The sequence below is a fragment of the Collinsella aerofaciens ATCC 25986 genome (assembly GCF_010509075.1).
In the GTDB taxonomy this organism is placed as follows: Bacteria; Actinomycetota; Coriobacteriia; order Coriobacteriales; family Coriobacteriaceae; genus Collinsella; species Collinsella aerofaciens.
Window position 1 is genome coordinate 1,869,090 of sequence record NZ_CP048433.1, and the last position, 20,162, is coordinate 1,889,251.

The following is a 20,162-nucleotide window of genomic DNA, read 5'->3' on the forward strand; positions in this document are numbered from 1 at the left end:
GTGAAACCGCCTTTGCGCGAACGGCACGCCTGTTTAGCGAAACTGGTGAAAAATAGATTGACGCTAACAACCCGCAAGCCCAGGTGGAGGAGGAGGGTCGACTCCCTGCGCTGCCTCAAGGGCGTCGACACCGCGACGGCCGCCGACCTCGTGTTCGAGGCCGGCGAGTTCTCGAGGTTCAGGAATGCCCGGTCGTTCGCCGCATGGGTCGGCCTGACGCCCTCCGAGCACTCCAGCGGGGAGAGCGACCGCAGGGGCGCGATCACCAAGGCGGGCAACAAGCACCTGAGAAAGGCGCTGGTCGAGGCCGCGTGGCACTACCTGACGTGCTCCGCGCGGCCGAAGGAGCCCGCCAGGGGCCAGGCCCCGGACCCGGGCGCCCGCAGGCATGCCGCCAAGGGCGTGCGGAGGCTGGTCGAGAGGCGCGGGACCCTGCTCGCGCGCGGGGTCCACAACAACAAGGCGAACGTCGCCACGGCGCGCGAGCTCGCCTGCTGGGTGTGGGCGGTCGGCCTCATGGCCGAGGAGGCGTAGGGGGTGTTCCTATAGTTTTGTCAACTGGGCAATGCTGTTTTCGAGATTGAATCGCGACATGCTAACGCCAGGCCTTTCGGCCGATGGGCTCCAATCTGTTCGGAGCGCTTCGACTAGGCGGCGTAGGGCACCCTGTCCCGCATGATCGCGTAGATGACCTTCAGCCTCTTTCGTGCCAGCGCCTTGAGCGCCTTGCCGTGCGGCATGCCCCGCTCTCGGCACCTAGCGTAGTAATCGCCCCATCTTCCCTCTGTCCGGGTAAGGCAGTTGCACGAGAATATGAGCAGGTTCTTCAGCCTCTTGTTGCCTTGGCGCGATGCCGTCACCGAGGAGATCGAGGTCCCCGACTGGCGGTTGCGCGGCGCCAGGCCGCAGTACGACGCGAGCCTGTCGTGGCTTGGGAAGTCTTCGATATCTATGGAGATCGCGAGCTCGGAAGCGGTTTTGGGGCCGATCCCCGGCACCGTCAGGAGGCATCGGTAGGTATCGTCGCCCTCGAGGAGGGCGGATATCTCCGCCGTGATCACATCGATCTCCGCCGAGTTCTCGGAGATCCTGCGCGCGAGCAGCCTCACCGCCCGGTCCTCGGCGGCGATGGCCGCCGCGTCCGGCCTTGTCGAGGAGGCCGTCGAGCGGACGAGGGCCTCGATCTTGCCGCGCGCCGCCCCGCGCGTGAGCGCCGCCGCCCTGCGGGGCCCGGCGTCGGCCACCGACCAGGCCCCGCCGAGGGATGCCATGAGCCTCAGCTGGGGACCGTCGGACAGGTCGACCAACGCCTCGAAGGCGGGGCACGATTCCAGCAGGATGCTGCGCAGCCGGTTCTTGCTCCTGGTGTTTTCGCAGGTCAGGAAGTTTCTCTGGGCGGCCAGCGCCCTCGCCGCCGCGACCGTCGGGCCCGGATCCCCGACCGGCAGGAGTGCGTCGGGGATGCCCAGCGCCGTCTTCGCGATGACCATTGCGTCCCGCTCGTCGGTCTTGGCGTCGCCGGCGAAGAGCCTGGCGGCCCCGTGTGCCGCGAGTCCCGGCAGGTACGCCGCCGACATCCCGGCCGCCTTGGCGCGGGCGAGCGCGAGGGCGCCTATGTTGCGCGACTGGTCGACGACCACGAGCGCGTCGGGGAAGCGGCCGAACAGCGAGTCCAGATCGCCCTCCCTGTTCGCGACGGGGGCGCTCAGCAGTATCTCGCCGTCCCGGGTCGCGACGCATGCCCAATGGGACAATTTCCCGACATCGAGCCCGATGACGGCTTCCGGCATTCTAGGTGGTGCCACGGTGTTATCCTCCAATCGGTAGGCCGATCGGAACCCCTCCCTGCGACACCCACATTACCTGGCCGTGGCGCTTGCGCCCGGCAGTTTCCTATCAGTCGTCCGGAGCGGCGAGCGCCCCCGGTGGCAACACCCCCCGGGCCCTCTACGGGGCAGGGGCAGACGGCCATCCGGAGGCGCCCGATCGGCGGCCCCTCGGGGCTTGCCCGTATCGTAGGCAATGCGCCGAATGCTCGCCATCGAAATTTATCGGTGGCCCACTTCAGACTGTAATGGGGCGGTCCCCCGCACATAAGCCGATCACCCCGGAAGCGGTTGGATCCGAAGCCGTTGAGGCGAACCTCAGGTCCCTTTTCTGCGAGCGCCCAGGGCGCCACACGCGTGCACAGACTGTCGGTTCGACGTAGAAGCCTCAGCCGTAGCAACGGATTGCCCAGCGAGAGATCGCCACGGGCGGATATTAAACTGCAAAGACGAGCGTCGGGAAGACACGCCGAGGTCGCCGCGGACGGGTTGATATAGGGAGAGGGCCTGACCCCATATCGTTGGGGCCAGGCCCGATTTTGCCTCTTGACAATGTCCTGCTCATATTATAAGGAACGTCCCTAACTGCCGGAGGGGGCGTCTGCCGTGGCAGACACCCCCTCCGGATGTGGGAAGTTTGCGCTGCAGGTTACTTGTCGGTGCCCAGCTTGTGCGGCTTGAGAGCGAGCGCATTGACGAGTGCGTCGGTGGCAGACTTGACGGCTGCCGGCTGCGGATCGTTGACGTGATCCTCGGGGTGTACGGGCAGGTCCTTCTTGACGGCATCGTGGATCAAGTTGAGGTACTCAGTCACGCCAGTGGTCGATAGGTGCGTGCCATCGCCATCGAACAGGTCGTTGCGGTTGGCACTGTATCCGTACCAATCGATAACGCGCACGTTCTTGTAGCGCGTAGCGGCGTTGGCGATGGCCTGGTTGGTAGAGCCAACCCACGGCTGCGGGCTGCGCGTGTTCACAAACACCACAATACGCTTATCTCCTGCATCGGCCATGATGGCGTCGATCTGGTCGTCGGTTACCAAGCCGTTGGTGCCCAGGGCAAAGACCACGATCTTGCCGGCAAGGTTCTGCTGGATATAGCCCTCAAATGTCGCGCGCCCCGCATCAAACTGGCGGCCCTTTTCGGCATCGATATGGCTGTGCGGGAACACGCCGTCAAAGGTGTCTACGGCACGCAGCGACACGGAGTCGCCGATCATAAGCAGATCGTAGGAGCCATCGGGGAAGCCGTCGTTGTCCTTGTCGGTGTCGTCGGCCGCCTGCTGGTCGGTGGGCGCGGTGTTCTTGGCTTCCTTGTTCAGAACTTCGGCGCCCTCGCCGCTCAGCGCAGACGTCTCGGGCACAAAGATCAGGCCGCCCAGTGCAACGACCAACACGACAGCGTAGGCTGCGCAGACAGGGATGTGCGTGCGTGCCCAGTTGGCGGGCGTGGTGGTGCCATCGCGGAATTCGGCGACGGTGCGCCCAAAGGCGCCCTTCCTAAACGGAGTCTCGATAAAGCGATAGCAGCACTCTGCCACGGCGACCACCAACAACACCTGCAAAATGTACTGCCACCACGGCGTATCGTTGATGTTGGCGACCGGGTTCATGAGGAGCAGCAGCGGATAGTGCCACAGGTAGATGCTGTAGGAGCGCTTGCCAACCCACACGAGTGGCTCGGCGGATAGCGCGCGGGCAACCATTCCCTGGGGCTGCACGCAGGCCGCGATGACCATGAGTGTGAGGATCGAGCACAGCAGCGTGCCTCCGCGATACTGGAAGGCGGTGTAGCCGTTGGTGAGCGCGACCATGGCGGCAAGGCCAACCAGACCCACGACGCCCAACACATCGATGGATGCGGGCGAGGACCAAAAACGCACGAGGGCGCTCGGCTGTGCCGGGGCGGTCTCGGCTGCTTCGTCGGCCTTCTCGCCAGGCTTGCCCTCGGCGTTCTTGCCGTGCTTGGCGGCGCCAGCTAGGCGATTGAGCCCCAAACGACGAGCGAGACGCACCGGCGCCAGGTCGCGATCGGGGATAAAGGCCATCCAGGCACCCAGCAGCAGCGAGAACACACGGGTGTCGGTGCCGTAGTACACGCGGCTGGGGTCGGCGGCGGGGTTATAGAGCACCATCATGGCGATGGCGGAGACAGCAGCCAAGCCCAGAACCACGCGGCGCGTGTTGGGCTTGCTCACATGCATGGATACCATGGCAAACAGCAGTGGCGGCCAAATCAGGTAGAACTGTTCCTCGATGGCAAGCGACCAAAAGTGCGTGAGTGGCGAGGGGTCGCCCAGAGCATTGAAGTACGAGACGTTTTGGGCAATCTGCCACCAGTTGTTGAAGAACAGCAGCGACGGCAGGATGTCGGGGCGCATCTTGGTGAGCATCACGTGGTTAAAGATGGTGCACAGCGCGCAGGTCACCACCACGATGGTCACCACGGCGGGGACCAGGCGACGGATGCGGCGAATCCAGAAGCTCTTGAGGTCGATGCGTCCGGTCTTAGCGACTTCGTTGAGCAGCAGGCGCGTGATCAGATAGCCCGAAAGCACAAAGAAAATCGTGACACCGAGCAGACCGCCCTGCGCCCACGTGAGGTTGAGGTGATAGAGCACCACCGCGACGACGGCAAGCGTGCGCAGGCCGTCAAGGGCAGGGATGTAGCGGGACTTGGGGCGAGCAGGCGTCTGCTCCGCGGCGGGAGTGTTGGCGCGGCCCGCGTTGTTGGCAGAAGCGCGATGGGGGCTCGCGGTGCGTCGCGGCTCGTTGGCACGGCGTTCGCTCTTCACGCGTTCGTGCGGCGCCGGCTCGTTGCCCGTGCGGCGTCGACCGCGCGAGCCCGATTGCGAGAATTGTTCCATAAAACATCATCCAATGACGAGAATAATCAGCACGCCTTCATTGTAGCTGCCTGCTCCTGTGAATGCTTGCTGCTGGCGCAAGCTCAAGCGCGCGTCCACATCAAAGTGAACTAAAGTTATAGGGGGTGCGAGAATGCACGATCGACGACTGGCGGTGGGTATAAGGCCCGCAGATGAGGAGGTTTCCATGGCAGATCGCGGCATCGTTGCGGTGTTCGGCAGCATGAACATGGACCTTTCGGTGGCGTGCGAGCGCATGCCGCGCGCGGGCGAGACCGTCGGCGGTAGCGGCTTTATCACCAACGCCGGCGGTAAGGGCGCCAACCAGGCCGTCGCCGCTGCGCGCATGGGTGCGCGCACGTGCATGATCGGCGCTGTTGGGCGCGATACCTTTGGCGATGCGCTTGTGGCAGGGCTCCAGGATGCTGGCGTGGGCGTTGAGTTCGTGGCGCTTCGCGATGACGTGGAGACCGGTACCGCGACCATCATTCGCTGCGAGGGCGACAACCGCATCGTACTGTCACCGGGCGCCAACCATGCGCTTGCGGGCGCGGACGTTGCCTGCGCGCTGAGGCGTCTGGTGGCCCATGAGCTCGACGGCGACACCAGCGAGATTGCCCCGGCTGCCGGAAGCGTCTTTATCGCCCAGGGCGAATGTGACCTTGCAGCGACGGCCGAGGCGCTTGTTTGCGCTCGCGAGCTGGGGTTCTATACGGTCTTTAATCCGGCGCCTGCCTGCGAGCTGCCTGCGGAGGTCTGGCCTGCGGTCGACCTGGTCTGTCCCAACGAGACCGAGTGCCAGGTTCTGACGGGCATTCTGCCCACGGATGATGTGAGTTGCGTCGCCGCGCTCAATGCGCTGCTCGACAAGGGCGCCGGCGCCGCGGTCATCACGTTGGGCGGTGCCGGCTCGGTTACGCTCGGCGATGGCGGTGAGCTGCTGCGCATGCCGGCACTTTCGAGTACGGTAGTCGATACCACGGCCGCCGGCGATACGTTTATCGGCGCGTTGGCGGCGGCTCGCCTAGGGGGCTTGCCGCTCTTTGAGTGCATGGCCGCGGGTGCTCGCGCCTCGGCAGTGACGGTGTCGCGCCTGGGCGCTCAGCAATCGATTCCCACGCGCGCCGAAGTTGAACATTGGTTTGGTTAAACGATAAAGACGGAGAAGCGGAGTAGAACAATGGCAATCAAGAAGCTGATCCTTGATCTGGATATGGGTGTTGACGATGCGATGGCGCTGGCCTATGCCATCGCGAGCCCCGAGGTGGAGCTCGTGGGCATCACCACGTGCTTTGGCAACGTGCGCGTCGAGCAATCGGCGCACAACTGCCTGGCGGTGCTCGATCTGCTGGGTCGCCCCGAGGTGCCGGTGTACCTGGGCGCCGACCGTCCTCTGCAGGCGACTGAGCCCTATACGCCGCCGGCGTCCACCGCGCTCATTCACGGCAAGAACGGCATCGGCGGCGCGAGCGTGCCCGCGTCGCCCTACGAGCCGGTGGGGGCGACCTCGGCCGACGGCAACGCTGCGGTCGATTATCTGATCGATGCCGCGCGCACCTATGGTTCCGATCTGGTCTACGTAGCGACTGGCCCGCTCTCCAACCTGGCGCTCGCCCTGGAGCGCGATGCGGCGGCGATGATGTCCATCGGCCGCGTGGTCGTGATGGGCGGCGCCCTTACCGTGCCCGGTAACGTGAGCGCGGGCGCCGAGGCTAACATGGCGAGCGACCCCGAGGCAGCCGACGCGGTGCTGCGCTCGGGCCGTAAGCTCACCATGGTGGGTCTGGACGTGACGCATCGCGTGGTGCTCACACGCCGCGACATTGCCGGCTGGACGGGCTCGGGCACCATGGCGGGCTGCGCATTTGCGAGCATGGTCGAGCACTACATTGGCTCGTACGAGATGAACGCACCCTACCTGGGTGGTTGTGCGCTGCACGATCCGCTGGCCGTTGCCGTGGCGGTCGACCCCACGCTCGTAGGTGCGCTCGGCTGCAACCTGCGTGTTGATCTGCTGGGCGAGTACCGCGGTCGCACCATCTGCGATGAGCGCCGCCTATCCGATCCAGACAAGAGCGCGCTTGTGGCACTGACCGTGGATGCCCCGCGCTTCCTGTCCGAGTTCAAGGCGCGCATGGCCCGCATCCTAGGCTAGGCTCGGGATCGAAGCACGCCCATCTGCTCGATGTGGCCGCTGGCGGGCCGACATCTACCGTTCGCCAGCCCGATGGTCCCCGGGGCGGGGAGAGCGCTATAATGCATTTTGCATCTTGGATTGTTACTCCTGTGTGGAGGCATGCCCAAGAGCAATACAACACGGATTGTTACGTAAGGCATGACCGCAATAGCACTGCTATTGGCTATCATGCCTTTTTCTGTGAGTGTTCTTGAAAGGAGGTTCACCATGCTTGCAATTAAAAAGCTTAACAACAACGCGGTTCTTTGCCGTGACGGACAGGGGCGAGATGTCATCGCCATGGGCAGGGGCGTCGGTTTCGGCGGAGATTTTCCTCGAGAGCTCCCTCTTTCTAAAATCGAGCATACGTTTTACGACATTGATCCTAAAGGACAAGATGTCATGAGGGATCTTCCCTCGGATATCGTGATGTTTGCGGCGAAAGTTATGGACATCGTTGCCAACGAACTGCCCTACGACCTCTCGACCAATGCGACGCTGTTCATGGCTGATCACCTGTCGTTTGCCGTTGCGCGAGCCCAAAAGGGGGTCCGCATCGCGATGCCTCTTGCCTATGAAGTGCGGGAGACGTATCCGAAGGAATACAAGGCTGCCCAGTTTATCGTCATGCGACTCGAGAAGGAGCTCGGAGAGCGGCTTCCCAAGGATGAGATTGCCAGTATTGCGATGAATCTCGTGAACGCACGGGTTGTTGAAGCCGTCAAAGCCACGGCCGAGCCCACAAAGCAGTTCGACGATATGCTCGAGGACGTTATCGAGATTCTCGAAAGCGATTTCCGCATTATTGTCGACCGCGATTCCTTTGATTTCACCCGCTTCGCCACGCATCTGCGGTACCTGTTCAAGCGCATTCAAGCCGGCGAGTCGCTGAACAGCGCCAACATGCAGATGTACAAGAACTTTCGTGAGGAGTTTCCGCAGTTGGCAGAGTGCGTGAAGCATATCGGTTCCTATTGTCGTGAAACGTGGGACGCCACGCTCTCCGAGGAGGAGGAACTCTATCTGATGATCCATCTCAACCGGATCATCTCCAAAAAAGGATTGTAACCCGTAGCCATTCGGGGCATGACCTTTGCCGATTCGAACAGTAAGCCAAGATTGTGCAAAGGAGCCAATGATGGCAAATTACAAAAAGGTGGCAGAGCAGATTCTCTCCACTGTGGGCGGGGCGGAAAACGTGGCTTCGGTTACGCATTGCATGACGCGCCTGCGCTTCAGCCTCAAGGATGAAAGCCTCTCGAATGATGAGAAGCTTGAGGACATCTCGTCTATCATCAGCGTCGTGCACGCCGGAGGGCAGGTGCAGCTGGTGGTCGGGCCCACGGTCGACAAGGTCTACGACGAGGTTTGTAAGCAGGGCGGATTCGAGGTCACGGTATCGATTGACGAGGAACTCGATGGCCCTCAGCTTAGCTGGAAGGAGCGCTTGGCGCCCAAGCACCTCTTCAATCAGCTGCTCGATGCCGTGAGCGGCGCTATCACCCCGATCCTTCCGATCTTTTGTGTCGCCGGTATCTTCAAGATGCTCGTTATTCTGTTTGGGCCCGAAGGCGCCGGTTTTATGTCCGAAACGAGCGACCTGTATCGGATCCTTTCCCTGGTGGGCGATGCGGCGTATTACTACTTCCCGGTGTTTGCCGCCTATAGCTCGGCTAAGAAGTTCAAAACGAGTCCTGTGCTGGCACTGCTCATCGCTGTTGTGATGATTTATCCCGACATGCTCGCTATTGTTGAGGACGGAAAGCCTTTCAGCGTCTTCGGCATCCCCATGCAGCTCGTCAACTACACCCAGGCTGTTCTTCCGGTCATCTTGATCACCTGGGCCCAGTCCTATATTGAGCGCTTCTTTAAGAAGATCTCGCCTGATATGTTGCGCGTTCTGATCGTACCCGTGGGTACGGTGCTCGTGATGTTGCCGGTCGCGCTGTGCCTCTGCGGCCCTGCCGTCCAATTTGTCATGGGCCTTGTGGCCGATTTCATCATTTGGCTCGCCTCTGTTGCCGGTCCCGCTGCGACCGCGGTTATCGGCGCATTCTGGAATCTGATCATCGCCACCGGCATGCACGTGCCGATCTATACCGCCATATTGCCCGCCGCGCTCCAGAACGGTTACGACGCCATCTTATACCCCGGCGCCGCGGTTGTAGCCTACACCACGCTTGCCATCGCGCTCGCCTATGGCCTGCGCGCTAAGGACAAGGAGAGTCGAGCCACGGGCTGGAACTTGTTCATCACCTATGCCTTCGGTCGCGTGAGTGAGCCCATCATCTACGGCATCCTGTTTCGCGACAAGAAGGCTCTTGCCTGGAACATGATTGGTGGTGCTGTCGGTGGTCTGCTGGTAAGCCTTCTTCATGCCAACGTCTATATCTTCACTGGCGTTGGTTTCCCATGGATGAACGTGCTCATGTTTGCTCAGGATATCATCCCTGGCACCATCGGGTGTCTTGCTGGCGGTGCCGTGACGTTTGCGTTGGCGATGGTTTTTGGATTTGAAGGACAGGAGAAGATGCCGTTGAAGTCCAAGAGCGGCGATTCTGAGGCCGTTGAATCCGTCGAGGCATAAGAGGCTACTGCACAAATATGCTCCCCAGCCGTTGCGCGGTCCGACCCCTTGGCCGCGCAACGGTACTGTGCTGTTGCGCGGCACTTGCCGAGTCCGTTGCGTTCGACAGTGTGGGCCGGGAATTTGATAGAAAGGACGACACCATAATGTTTAGAGAAGATTTTTTATGGGGCGGGGCTCTGGCTGCAAACCAGTGCGAGGGAGGATGGAACGAAGGCGGTCGCGGTTTAGCCAATTCCGACATGCTGCCGTTTGGCGATCAACGCATGGACGTCATGCGGGGAGACCTTGATCCGCGTGCGTTGGCACCCGACAGCTTCTATCCCGCTCGCAAAGGCATTGATTTTTACCATAGGTACAAGCAGGATATTGAACTGTTTGCCCAGATGGGTTTTAAATGCCTGCGCTTATCGATCGCCTGGAGCCGCATTTTTCCCAAAGGAGACGAAGCCGAGCCCAATGAAGAAGGCCTTGCCTTTTACGAGGATGTTTTTAGGACGTGCCGCGCGCATGGCATTGAGCCTTTGGTGACGCTCAACCACTATGATGTCCCCATGCATCTCGTCGATGCGTATGGCGGATGGCGCGATCGCAGGTTGGTCGACCTGTTCGATCGATATTCGCGTACCGTGTTCGAGCGCTATCGGGGATTGGTCAATTATTGGCTGACCTTTAACGAGATCAACATCATGACGCAGGCGTGCTTTATGGCGGCGGGGATCATCTTCGAGCAAGGGGAGAATCGCTATGCAACGGTTCACACGGCCGTGCACCATGTATTGGTTGCGAGTGCCCGTGCGGTCGGGGCGTGTCATGAACTGTGCCCCGGGGCGAAGATCGGTTGCATGCTCAACGCAGGTGTCTTCTATCCGGCTACATGTGATCCGGACGATGTGCTGGCTGCGCAGGCTGAGAATCGCAGCCATTACATGTTTACCGACGTCCAGGTGCGCGGTGCGTACCCGAGCTATGTTCTCAAGGAATACGCCCGCCATGGTTTTGAGGTGCCCTATCGGGATGATGACCGCGAAGTACTGGCTGCAAACCTGGTCGATTTCGTCTCGTTTTCGTATTACTCGACGCGCGTCGCAAAAGCGCATGCGGAAGGTCAGTTCGATTCGAACCTTCTTCGCTCGGCGCCTAATCCGTATCTAAAACAGGAGCCTTGGGGGAGGTTTATCGACCCCAAAGGGCTGCGCGTCACCATGAATGAAATCTGGGATCGCTATCAAAAGCCGCTGTTCATCGTCGAAAACGGTTTGGGTGCTCCTGATGTGCCGGAAGATTCGGGTGAAATAGAAGACGACTATCGAGTTGAATACCTGCGGGCCCACATCGAGGCGATGAGGGAGACCGTCGAGCTCGACGGGGTGGAACTCATGGGATATACCTGTTGGGGCCCGATCGATTTGGTTTCGGTCGCCACAGGACAGATGCGTAAGCGCTACGGGTTTATCTATGTCGATCGAGACGATAGCGGTGCGGGCTCGTTTGAGAGACGTAAAAAGAAAAGCTTCGAATGGTACCGACGCGTAATAGCAAGCAATGGCGAAGACCTTGCGTAATAACGTTAAGATGGACAAATGCGCCCGTTGGGGGAATAGTCGCGCCACTTTGCTTGACAACAGGCTAAACTAGCTAATAAACATTTACTCTTCTGTTTAGATTGAATTTGCGGTCGTTTAGTTGCCGAGCCACGGGGCGGTCAAGCCACGATGCTCGGCCGCGACCGATGCTAGGGGGAATGATGGCTAAAGCAAGCGTCCGCGAGATCAGCCGCATTACCGGCTTTTCGCCCGCAACCGTGTCCAACGCGCTCAACCGCAAGCGCAGCGTGAGCGAGGAGACCGCCAAGGTCATCCTGGAGTGTGCGCAGTCGCTCGGCTACCAGCAGTCGACGCAGCTCGAGAGCATCCAGTTTGTGCTTGCGCGCAAGACGGCCGCCATCCTGGACGAGAGCACCTTCCATCCCGCGGTCATCGAGGGCGTGGAGCGCCAGGCGCGTCGCCACGGCATGAGCACGAGCTTTGTCACGCTCGACTTTAGCGATCTTGACGCTGTGCGCCCGCAGGTCGAGGGCCTGATCGCCGATCCGTCCGCCGCTATCGTGCTGATGGGTACCGAGCTGGGCGAGGAGGACTACGCCCTGTTCGCCAACGCCGCCGCCCACCTGATCGTGCTCGACGGCTGGAGCGATCGCCAATACTTTGATGCCGTGGTCATTGCCAACACCGATTCGGTACTGCGCGCCGTGGACTACCTTATCGAGAAAGGTCACAAGCAAATCGGCTATCTGGCGGGCGACCTTCGCATCCGCAACTTTAAGGACCGCGAGCGCGGCTATCGCCAAGCGCTTGAGGATGCGGGCCTCGAGGCCAATCCGGCATGGCGTGTCACGCTGGGCACCACGCTCGAGGGCGCTTATCGCGATATGGGCGCGTGGCTCGACAGCGTCTCGCACGACGACCTGCCGACGGCTTTCTTTGCCGAAAACGACGTGCTCGCCGTGGGTGCCATGCGCGCGCTCAACGAGCACGGTATTCGCGTGCCCGAGGATGTCTCGATCATCGGCTTTGACGACCTGTCGTTGGGCGCCTTTTCCAACCCGCCGCTCACCACGGTGCACGTTCCCAAGCACGAGGTGGGCGAGATCGCGGTGCGCCGCCTGGTGGGCAACATCCGCAATCCCAAGAGCTATACCTGCAAGACGGCCGTATCGACCTATTTTGTCGAGCGCCAAAGCGTGCGCGAGATCTAGTCGGAACGGCGCCAGACCCCAGAGCGGAAAAGTCCTTCTAGATTACCTAGAATGATTTTTCTGGGACGGGGATTTAAAACTCATTGATCCCCGTCCCGGGTAGCTCATTTGGGACGGGGCTTTTTTGACTGGTATGATTGGTGCGACCATTCGAACCAGCTAAAAGAGCCCCGTCCCAATTTAACTACCGAGAGGATCTGCCATGGAGCGCATCGCGAGTTTTTCCGTTGACCATCTGCTGCTTGAGCCCGGCGTGTATGTGAGCCGCATCGACCGCGATCCGGCGACCGGCGCCGCCGTCACCACTTTTGACCTGCGCCTGACCACGCCCAATAAGGAGCCGGTTATGAACACGGCCGAATGCCACACCATCGAGCACTTGGGCGCGACGTTCCTTCGCAATCATGCCGAGTGGTCGAGCCGCATTGTCTACTTTGGTCCCATGGGCTGCCGTACGGGCTTTTACCTCGTCGTGTTTGGCGAGGTGACGAGCGAGGAGATTCTGCCGCTCGTGCGTGAGCTGTTCGAGTTTGTCGCTGGCTTTGAGGGCGATATCCCCGGTGCCGCTCCCGAGGAGTGCGGTAACTACCTGGACCAGAACCTTCCCATGGCAAACTGGCTCGCGCGCCGCTACCTCGACCGCGACTTGGCCGATATCGACGAGAATCACCTGCACTATCAGCAGGCGTAAGGCTGCTTGCAGGAATAACGTTTGTGCCAGAAGCGCTCCCGCTCTTTGCGGAGCGCTTTTTTATGCCGAGTGCTCAAAACAGAACAAGATTGTTCTAGAATGTTCATACTGTCACACAAACGAACAGGAGCGAACATGCATATCTACTCTGTCTCTGATCCCGAGTTCAAGTCCTATGGCAACGTTTGGGATAACGTTCCGTCCGAGCTTACGTCGCCCGTGCTCGAGGCACTTGCCTCCACGCCCATCCCCGAGGGCAGCAAGTATGTGGCCTCCGCGCCCGAGCTCGAGGGTGTCATGGATGCCGATAAGCTGGGCTTTCTCATGTTTGGCGGTCGTCCCTTCCAGCTGGGCTGGTGCAACGGCCACAACACGCGTCTCAACTGCCTGGAGTACCACCGCGCGAGCGAGTTCAACCTGGGCGCCCGCGACTTTATCCTGCTCGTGGCGCATCGCTGGGAGATCGAGGACGGCAAGCTCGATACCGCGTGCGTCAAGGCGTTCCGCGTGCCGGCCGGCACGCTTGTTGAGGTTTTCAACACCACGCTTCACTACACGCCCTGCATGGTCGACGACGGCGGCTTCCAGGTGATGGTGGCGCTGCCCGCCGGCACCAACGGCCCGCGCCCCGAGGCTGCAGCCGACATGCCCACGGCTGGCGACAGCTACTGCTACTGGAAGGCCGACAAGTGGGTTCTCTGCCATGCTGACAGCCCCAAGGCTGCCGAGGGCGGCTACGTAGGTCTCATCGGCAAGAACCTCGACATCGCCGTGGACTAGCGCATCGCCCCAAACCACCACAAAGGTGCCTGTCCCCTTTGCGGTGGTTTGGGGCGGGCGGATATCGGGAAGTGCCGGACGGGGGAGGCTGCCGGGCGCCTTGCCGTCTGCGGATTTTGGGACATGTGGCCCGCTTTTTGGGCCCACCTGTCGGTACACTAAAAGCACTATGGGTACCCGCGAGCGACATATCGGCCACGCGGCCGCCCGATCCGCACCCGTGGCGGATCCCAGGGGCGGCAGGCTCTTCGCCATGCCGCGATTCCTTGTTGGCATAACACATCAGGTGTACCGTCACCGCGTCTTTGCTATCGCCGGCGCCATCACCGCGCTGTTCCTCATGCTTTTGGCAGTCTTGCCGGCGCTGTTCGCCTTCGACCCCAAACTTTCTAACACCGTGCCCGCCTATAGCGAGGCGTCCGAAGAGGTCGTGGATGCGCTCGTCCATTCGAGCTCTCTGCCGTTGCTTGTCGCCGCAATTGTATTTTCGATCTGGGGCGTATCGGTCTATCTGCGCTGTTTGGACTATGTGCTGCGCCGCCGCCTTGTTGCCGTCGCCACCATCTGCGCCCTGTGGATGATCGAAGTCATTCTCAAGTACAAGTCGTTCACGCCGTTCTATGCCACCGTGCTGTGGTACCTGTACTACGTGCCCATGACGCTCATTCCGCTGCTCTACCAGTTGTGTGGTTTGCGCCTTGCGGGCCTGGAGCAACACCGCCTGGGTCGCCGCTACTGCGCTGCGCTGTGGATTGTGGCTATCCTGCTTATCGGATTTGTTCTCACCAACGATTTTCACCAGCAGGTCTTCCACTTTGACCGTACAAGCGACACCTGGAGCAACGATTACACGTACGGCTGGGGTTATTTCGCCGTCCTCGTGTGGACGGCCTTTAACTTTGTGGCCTTTTTTATCCTGGTGGGCCGGTCCTCGTCCTTTCGCATCCAACGTTTCTCGGGCACGGCGGCGCTCGTGCTGCTGGGCGGCGCGTTCTTTGCCATCTCATATGCGTTGCGCGTGCCCTGGGCATGGAGGCTCAACTTCTCGCTCATCTATTGCGTCTTGTGCGTGGTGGCGATGGAAATCTGTCTCGATTGCGGTGTCGTTCCGTCGTATCACGACATCGCCGGCATCTTCGACACCTTGCCGCTTGACCTCAAAGTTCTAACGCGCGACCTGCAGGAGGTCTATGCCACGCCGGTGTCAAAGCCAACGCCGGTAGGCGTGCGCGAGGAGTTGCGGACCCAGGAGCACGGCCGCGCCCATGCCTTTGCCGTGGCGTCCGATCCCGATGTGATGTACCGTGCCTTTCCACTGCTGGGCGGATCGGCCCTGCTCGCCCAAGACGTGTCGGAGCTCAACGAGCTTAACCGTGAACTGGCACATCGTCGCATGGAACTGCAGCGTCAAAATGAGCTGCTCGCCGCCGACTACGACCTTAAGACGCATTTGGCAGATCAAGAGGCCGAGACCTTGCTGGTCCAAGACGTGGATCAAGCGCTTGTCCGCGCGCTCGAAGGGATGTACGACCTGCTGAGCTCGCTGCCGCCGTTGACCGACGAAGTGTCTTCGCACGAGCGTTACCGCATGCTGCAGCGCGCCAAGATGCTCGTCGCCTATTGCAAGCGCAAGGGGTCACTCACGTTGGCGCAGCACGGGGAGAGCGGCTTTGATCGCGACCGCATTCAGCTCATTGCCAACGAGCTCGCAAGCGACCTGCGCACCATCGATATCGATTGCGCCTCGATTATCGCCATACGGCGCCCGTTGCACGCCAGTACAGTAAGCGCCCTGTACGACTGCGTGTATGACTTTGCGTTTTTTGCCTACACCACCGACCATCCGGCGCTTATGTATCACTTGGGCGACCATGACCGGTGCAGTGTCGAGCTGCGTGCCACGCTTTTTTCCAACGATGATGAAGATCTTTCGCAGACGCCCGCTGCGCAAGAGCTCGAAAGCGCTCTGCAAGGGCGCAACGTGGCATACCGCCTTGAGGGCGAACCCGGCCAGTTGCGTATGATCGTGTTGATGCCGCGGGCGGGTGAGTGACGATGCAGATTTCGCTCATCCTTCCCCAAATCGTTGCACTCGATATTGTCTTTGCCCTGGCTGCGTGCCTGCAGACGATCCACGTTCCGCTCATCGCATCGCGCCGCTCGTCCTATAACCGTAAGGCGGTTTGCACCTACGAGGCGAGCCTCGTGCTTCACCTGGTGGTTTCGGCGCTTATCCTGTTCGCGTCGTCTGGCTCGTATCTGGTGGCGCCGCTTGACGTTTGCGCCAGGGCAATGGGCGGAGCGCTGTGGCTCAATGCCGCAATCTTTGCCTATGGCGTGGTGCTTATGGTGCGCTATCGTCGCCCCGTCATGCTGGTCGAGCTGCTGCTTGTTGTCGCCGTGACGCCGCCGGTGGTTTTTGCCATGGGCTCGGCGTGGACCGTTGTCCTTATCGCAGAGGGAGCGTTCTTCCTGTTCCGTTCCATCGCGGCGCTCTTGATGGACGTCCGTAACCGCCAGGAGGATATCACCGCGTTCTCGACGATCGAGACCATCAACGTGATTCCCGTGGGCATCCTGTATCTGGACCCGAGGGGCCGTCCGCTGCTCATGAACCGCTGCATGCGCAAAAACCTGGTGGAGCTTCATATGCCCACCGACCTAGGCGATATGAGCGGTACATGGAACGGCCTGCGCAAACTCAGCATGCAAATGCCCGAAAGCAGCCAGAACCGTGTGCGGATTAATCTGGACCGCTTTGGTGAGGCGCGGGCGGTGGTCGAGGTTTCTCCCGCCGAGATTCGCTTGTTTGTGCACGATGACGTTATGGTTTCGGGCCGCCTCTTTGAGCGCATTATCGGCCTGGATGTAACAGAGTATGCGCATGCTCATGATCGCCTAGCGCAAGCCAACCACCTGCTTGAGCTTGCGGGCCAAGAGCTCCAAGCCCAGATCGAAGAAGTCAAAAAAGTTGCTGACAATGCGGCCTATCTGCGTATGCGCGCTCGCGTGCACGACGTGATCGGGCAGCGCCTGTCCATCCTCCATCGTTATCTGGAGGAGGGGCGCCTGGATGACGAGTCGCTCGAGCAGATCGACCCGCTGCTGCGCTCAATTGCCGCCGATTTGCGCAGTGGCGGTGCCAGCGAGCCTGCAGAGCAGCTGGGTGATATCGTCCATGCTTTTGGCCTGGTGAGTGTGCAGATCGATGTTGAGGGTGCGCTGCCTGAGGACGCGCGTGTCGCCGCCGCATTTTTGCAGATTATCCGTGAGGCCTCGACCAATGCCACCAAGCATGCACAGGCCCATCGGGTCCATGTGCGCCTGTGGCGGGAGACGTCGGAAGACGGCGCTGTTGCGCGGATGACCGTTTCTAACGACGGCGCGCCTGCACCCGTATCGTATCGCGAGGGAACGGGTATCCCAGGTATGAGGCATGTCGCGCAAGATCTGGGCGGCTGCCTGGAAATCCATGCCGCCCCGCCCTTTACGCTTGCGGTGTCCATCCCGCTCAACGCCAGCGCCACAGCTCAAAGGAGAAGCTCATGATCCGCGTCCTTATAGTCGAAGACCAGGCCATCCTGCGCGAGAGCCTGGCGCGTTCCGTTGGCGACCAGCCCGATATGACCGTTGTTTCCGCCATTGCCGATGCTTCCGAGGCCTTGGGTGTCGCGCTCAAGGAGCGCCCGGACATGATACTGATGGACGTATGCACCGAGCATGATTCCAACGGCATCGTGGCGGCGGCGCGCATTAAAGAACAACTGCCCGAGTGCCGCGTCATTATCATGACCGGCATGCCCGAGATCACCTTTGTCGATCAGGCCCGCGAGGCGGGCGTCGATAGCTTTGTGTACAAGAACGTCGGTATCGACGAGTTGTTCGCCGTGATGCGCTCCACGCTGGCGGGCTATTGCACGTTTCCCAAGCCGCCCGAGAGTATTTTTTCGGGTACGGCGGCACTCGACGATGTTGAGCTATCGATTTTGCGCCTTGCCTGCGAGGGCAAGAGCCGTCGCGAGATCGCGGCCGAGCTGTTTATGAGTGAGGGCACCATCAAGCGTCGCATCTCGGAGATCCTCAACAAGACCGGCTACGACAACATCATGCGCTTGGCCGTGCGCGCAGTAACGGAGGGCAGCATCGTTCCCAATATGGAGCGCTAGCGCTCGTTACGCATCGGCACAAAAACGACGGGGCCGCAGGATCAACTCCTGCGGCCCCGCCTGACATGTGCGCGGATGTATCCGCCAATCCGCGGCCGTCGATGTCTGCCGCTACGCGATGGTTGCGCTGTAGGAGGCGACGTCCTCGTAGGAATCGGTCAGGTAGGCGTCGATGCCGATGGTCGTATTGACCAGGTCGTCAAGGCTGTCAAGCTCGCCGCTCGAGAACGTGAATTCCTCGGTGGCGCTGGTGCCGGGCATCAGGTTAGCCGAGAACCAGGGTTCCTTCATAGTGCCGTTGACGTTGGTCTTGCCGGAAGGAGCGTAGAAGGTCAGGTCCTTGTCGCTCTTGTTGGTGATGTTGACGACAAAGCCGATGTCGCCCCAGTCGTCCTTGAATTTCTCGGTGATGGTGATGGTGCACAGATCGTCATCGGCGACGGTGACGGCGGGGGAGATTTCGACACTCTGGACGTCGTCGTCTTCGACGGCCTCATCGACCTCTTCTTCCTTCTCGGCCGCCTCGCGATCCTTCTTCACCGTGCCGGACAGATCCTTGTCGGACTTGGTGAAGATAAGCTTGTCGCCTTCCACCTCAAGGACGAGCTTGTCGTCCTTGAGCTTCAGGTCGTGCGACTCATCTTCGGCGGTGATCGTTACGGTGGTGGCGTCCTTGGCTTCCCATTTCAGGTCGGCGACCTCAAGGAACATATCGAGGACGCCTGTGCCGTCCTCGTCGAGGATCAGGACGCAGTTGAGGCCCCACTCCTTGAGCATATCCATGTACTCATCGGTGAGCTCTTCGCCATCCAAGGTTCCACCCGAGTACTGCCAGCTGCCGACGAAGTTGGCCTTGGGGTCCTTGCCGCCGCCGCTGCAGCCCGTCAGGGCAAAGGCGAGCGCCAGGACGCATGTCAGAAATGCGAGTACGGACTTTTTGAACGTTGTCTTCATGGTGTCCTCCTTCATCGAACGAAACCCATAGAAGCAAATGCGGGGGTGGCGGATCCCCCGCCAATTACCAGATAGAGGGGCTAGGGCCGGGGCGTTCCGCAGTTGCTGCAGAACTTGCCGCCGTTTTCACTACCGCAGTTGGGGCAGAACCACTTGGCCGGTGCCGGGGCGGGTGCGGGACTACCGCACTCGGAGCAGAACTTGCCGGTGTTGGTGGCGCCGCAGCTGCAAGTCCACGTGCCGGCCGCAGGTGCGGCGGCGGGAGCCGGTGCGGGGACGGGAGCCGGAGCCGGCTGCGGGGCGGCCTGCTGCTGTGCCTGGCCGGCGGCGAACAGCTGGCTGGCGTTCATGCCGCCCATGCCACCTGCCATGCCCATGCCCATAAAGCCTGCCATCGCGCCGTTGGGGTTGGCGGCTGCCGCGCGCATCGCATCGCTCTGGGCGCTGGCGATGTTGGCTGCCGCCATGGTGGGATCGCGCATGACCGCGGCTTTCTGCAGGTCCTTGATCATCTGCTCGTCTTCTTGCGAGGCGGCGATGGAGTTGACGCCAAAGCTTACGATCTCAACGCCGCGCAGGTCACGCCAGTCGGCAGAGAGGACCTCGTTGAGCGCGCGGGCGAGCTCGGTGGTGTGGCCGGGGATGGCGCTGTAGCGGATACCCATCTCCGAGATCTTGGCAAAGGCGGGCTGCAGGGCGGTGAGCAGCTCGGACTTAAGCTGGCTGTCGATCTTGTCGCGCGTGTAGCTATCGGTCACGTTGCCGCATACGTTGGTGTAGAACAGCAGCGGGTTGGTGATGCGGTACGAATACTCGCCGTTGCAGCGCACGGAGATGTCGACGTCCAGGCCAATGTTGTTATCGACCACGCGGAAGGGCACGGGCGAGGCGGTGCCGTACTTGTTGCCGATGATCTCCTTGGTGTTGATGAAGTAGACACGCTGGTCCTTGCCCGCGTCGCCGCCAAAGGTAAAGCGGCTGCCGATATTGGCGAAGGTCTCCTTGATGGAATCGCCCAGGTTGCCGCTAAAGACGCTCGGCTCGCTGCCGGTGTCAAAGACGAACTCACCGGGCTCCAGCGCGACTTCGATGATCTTGCCGTTTTGCACCACGAGCATGCCCTGGCCGTCGTTGACGGCGATGACCGAGCCGTTGGAGATGACGTTGTCCTCGCCGCGCGTGTTGGAGCTGCGGCCGCCGGTGCGCTTGCTGCCCTTGCAGGCCAAGACGTCAGCGGGCATCGATTCGCAGTAGATAAATTCCTTCCACTGGTCGGCCATGACGCCGCCGGCAGCACCCAATCCAGCTTTCAAGAGTCCCATGGTGATCTTCCTTTCTCGTCAAAGGCCGGGTGGTAT

General features: G+C 61.1%; 16 protein-coding genes. 12 read left to right on the forward strand and 4 right to left on the reverse strand.

Annotated elements, in window-relative coordinates; all coding sequences use genetic code 11:
• The first annotated feature begins 45 nt into the window (after positions 1 to 45).
• On the forward strand, positions 46 to 534 hold the full coding sequence (locus GXM19_RS08435) for a transposase (protein ID WP_239057613.1): 489 nt from the start codon (positions 46 to 48) through the stop codon (positions 532 to 534).
• Between the two features lie 113 nt (positions 535 to 647).
• On the opposite strand, the gene GXM19_RS08440 is transcribed toward GXM19_RS08435, so the two are convergent.
• Complete coding sequence (locus tag GXM19_RS08440) at positions 648 to 1,805, reverse strand: IS110 family RNA-guided transposase (RefSeq protein ID WP_225093533.1); 1,158 nt, start codon at positions 1,803 to 1,805, stop codon at positions 648 to 650.
• Between the two features lie 670 nt (positions 1,806 to 2,475).
• A complete protein-coding gene (locus GXM19_RS08445) occupies positions 2,476 to 4,692 on the reverse strand; it encodes an acyltransferase family protein (RefSeq protein WP_006236305.1) in 2,217 nt (738 codons plus the stop codon).
• Between the two features lie 187 nt (positions 4,693 to 4,879).
• Here GXM19_RS08445 and GXM19_RS08450 point away from each other — a divergent pair, with 187 nt between their 5' ends.
• The 11 genes from GXM19_RS08450 to GXM19_RS08500 all read left to right on the forward strand — a co-directional run bounded on the left by GXM19_RS08450 (position 4,880) and on the right by GXM19_RS08500 (position 17,850).
• Complete coding sequence (locus GXM19_RS08450) at positions 4,880 to 5,842, forward strand: ribokinase (protein ID WP_040360116.1); 963 nt, start codon at positions 4,880 to 4,882, stop codon at positions 5,840 to 5,842.
• Between the two features lie 30 nt (positions 5,843 to 5,872).
• Entirely contained in the window at positions 5,873 to 6,847 is a 975-nt protein-coding gene (locus tag GXM19_RS08455) for a nucleoside hydrolase (RefSeq protein WP_006236303.1), read from the forward strand.
• 249 nt (positions 6,848 to 7,096) lie between these two features.
• Positions 7,097 to 7,936 (forward strand): PRD domain-containing protein, encoded by an 840-nt coding sequence (locus tag GXM19_RS08460; RefSeq protein WP_040360113.1) that lies wholly within the window; start codon positions 7,097 to 7,099, stop codon positions 7,934 to 7,936.
• Positions 7,937 to 8,006: 70 nt separating this feature from the next.
• Complete coding sequence (locus GXM19_RS08465) at positions 8,007 to 9,455, forward strand: PTS transporter subunit EIIC (RefSeq protein WP_040360110.1); 1,449 nt, start codon at positions 8,007 to 8,009, stop codon at positions 9,453 to 9,455.
• Positions 9,456 to 9,601: 146 nt separating this feature from the next.
• A complete protein-coding gene (locus tag GXM19_RS08470) occupies positions 9,602 to 11,020 on the forward strand; it encodes a 6-phospho-beta-glucosidase (RefSeq protein ID WP_040360109.1) in 1,419 nt (472 codons plus the stop codon).
• Positions 11,021 to 11,202: 182 nt separating this feature from the next.
• Positions 11,203 to 12,213, forward strand: coding sequence for a LacI family DNA-binding transcriptional regulator (locus tag GXM19_RS08475; RefSeq protein ID WP_040360103.1), 1,011 nt, complete (start codon positions 11,203 to 11,205; stop codon positions 12,211 to 12,213).
• Between the two features lie 202 nt (positions 12,214 to 12,415).
• Positions 12,416 to 12,904, forward strand: a complete 489-nt coding sequence (locus GXM19_RS08480) for an S-ribosylhomocysteine lyase (RefSeq protein ID WP_006236297.1) — start codon at positions 12,416 to 12,418, stop codon at positions 12,902 to 12,904.
• Between the two features lie 135 nt (positions 12,905 to 13,039).
• Positions 13,040 to 13,684, forward strand: coding sequence for a DUF4867 family protein (locus GXM19_RS08485; protein ID WP_006236296.1), 645 nt, complete (start codon positions 13,040 to 13,042; stop codon positions 13,682 to 13,684).
• Positions 13,685 to 13,937: 253 nt separating this feature from the next.
• Positions 13,938 to 15,737, forward strand: a complete 1,800-nt coding sequence (locus GXM19_RS08490) for a histidine kinase N-terminal 7TM domain-containing protein (RefSeq protein WP_040360126.1) — start codon at positions 13,938 to 13,940, stop codon at positions 15,735 to 15,737.
• Positions 15,734 to 17,233 (forward strand): sensor histidine kinase, encoded by a 1,500-nt coding sequence (locus GXM19_RS08495; RefSeq protein ID WP_147293025.1) that lies wholly within the window; start codon positions 15,734 to 15,736, stop codon positions 17,231 to 17,233. The genes GXM19_RS08490 and GXM19_RS08495 overlap by 4 nt, the downstream gene beginning before the upstream one ends.
• Complete coding sequence (locus GXM19_RS08500; protein WP_006236292.1) at positions 17,230 to 17,850, forward strand: response regulator transcription factor; 621 nt, start codon at positions 17,230 to 17,232, stop codon at positions 17,848 to 17,850. The genes GXM19_RS08495 and GXM19_RS08500 overlap by 4 nt, the downstream gene beginning before the upstream one ends.
• Positions 17,851 to 17,961: 111 nt before the next feature.
• On the opposite strand, the gene GXM19_RS08505 is transcribed toward GXM19_RS08500, so the two are convergent.
• Positions 17,962 to 18,804: a hypothetical protein gene (locus GXM19_RS08505; RefSeq protein WP_050766192.1), complete on the reverse strand. Its 843-nt coding sequence runs from the start codon at positions 18,802 to 18,804 to the stop codon at positions 17,962 to 17,964.
• Between the two features lie 80 nt (positions 18,805 to 18,884).
• Complete coding sequence (locus tag GXM19_RS08510) at positions 18,885 to 20,126, reverse strand: SPFH domain-containing protein (protein WP_006236289.1); 1,242 nt, start codon at positions 20,124 to 20,126, stop codon at positions 18,885 to 18,887.
• Positions 20,127 to 20,162 lie beyond the last annotated feature (36 nt).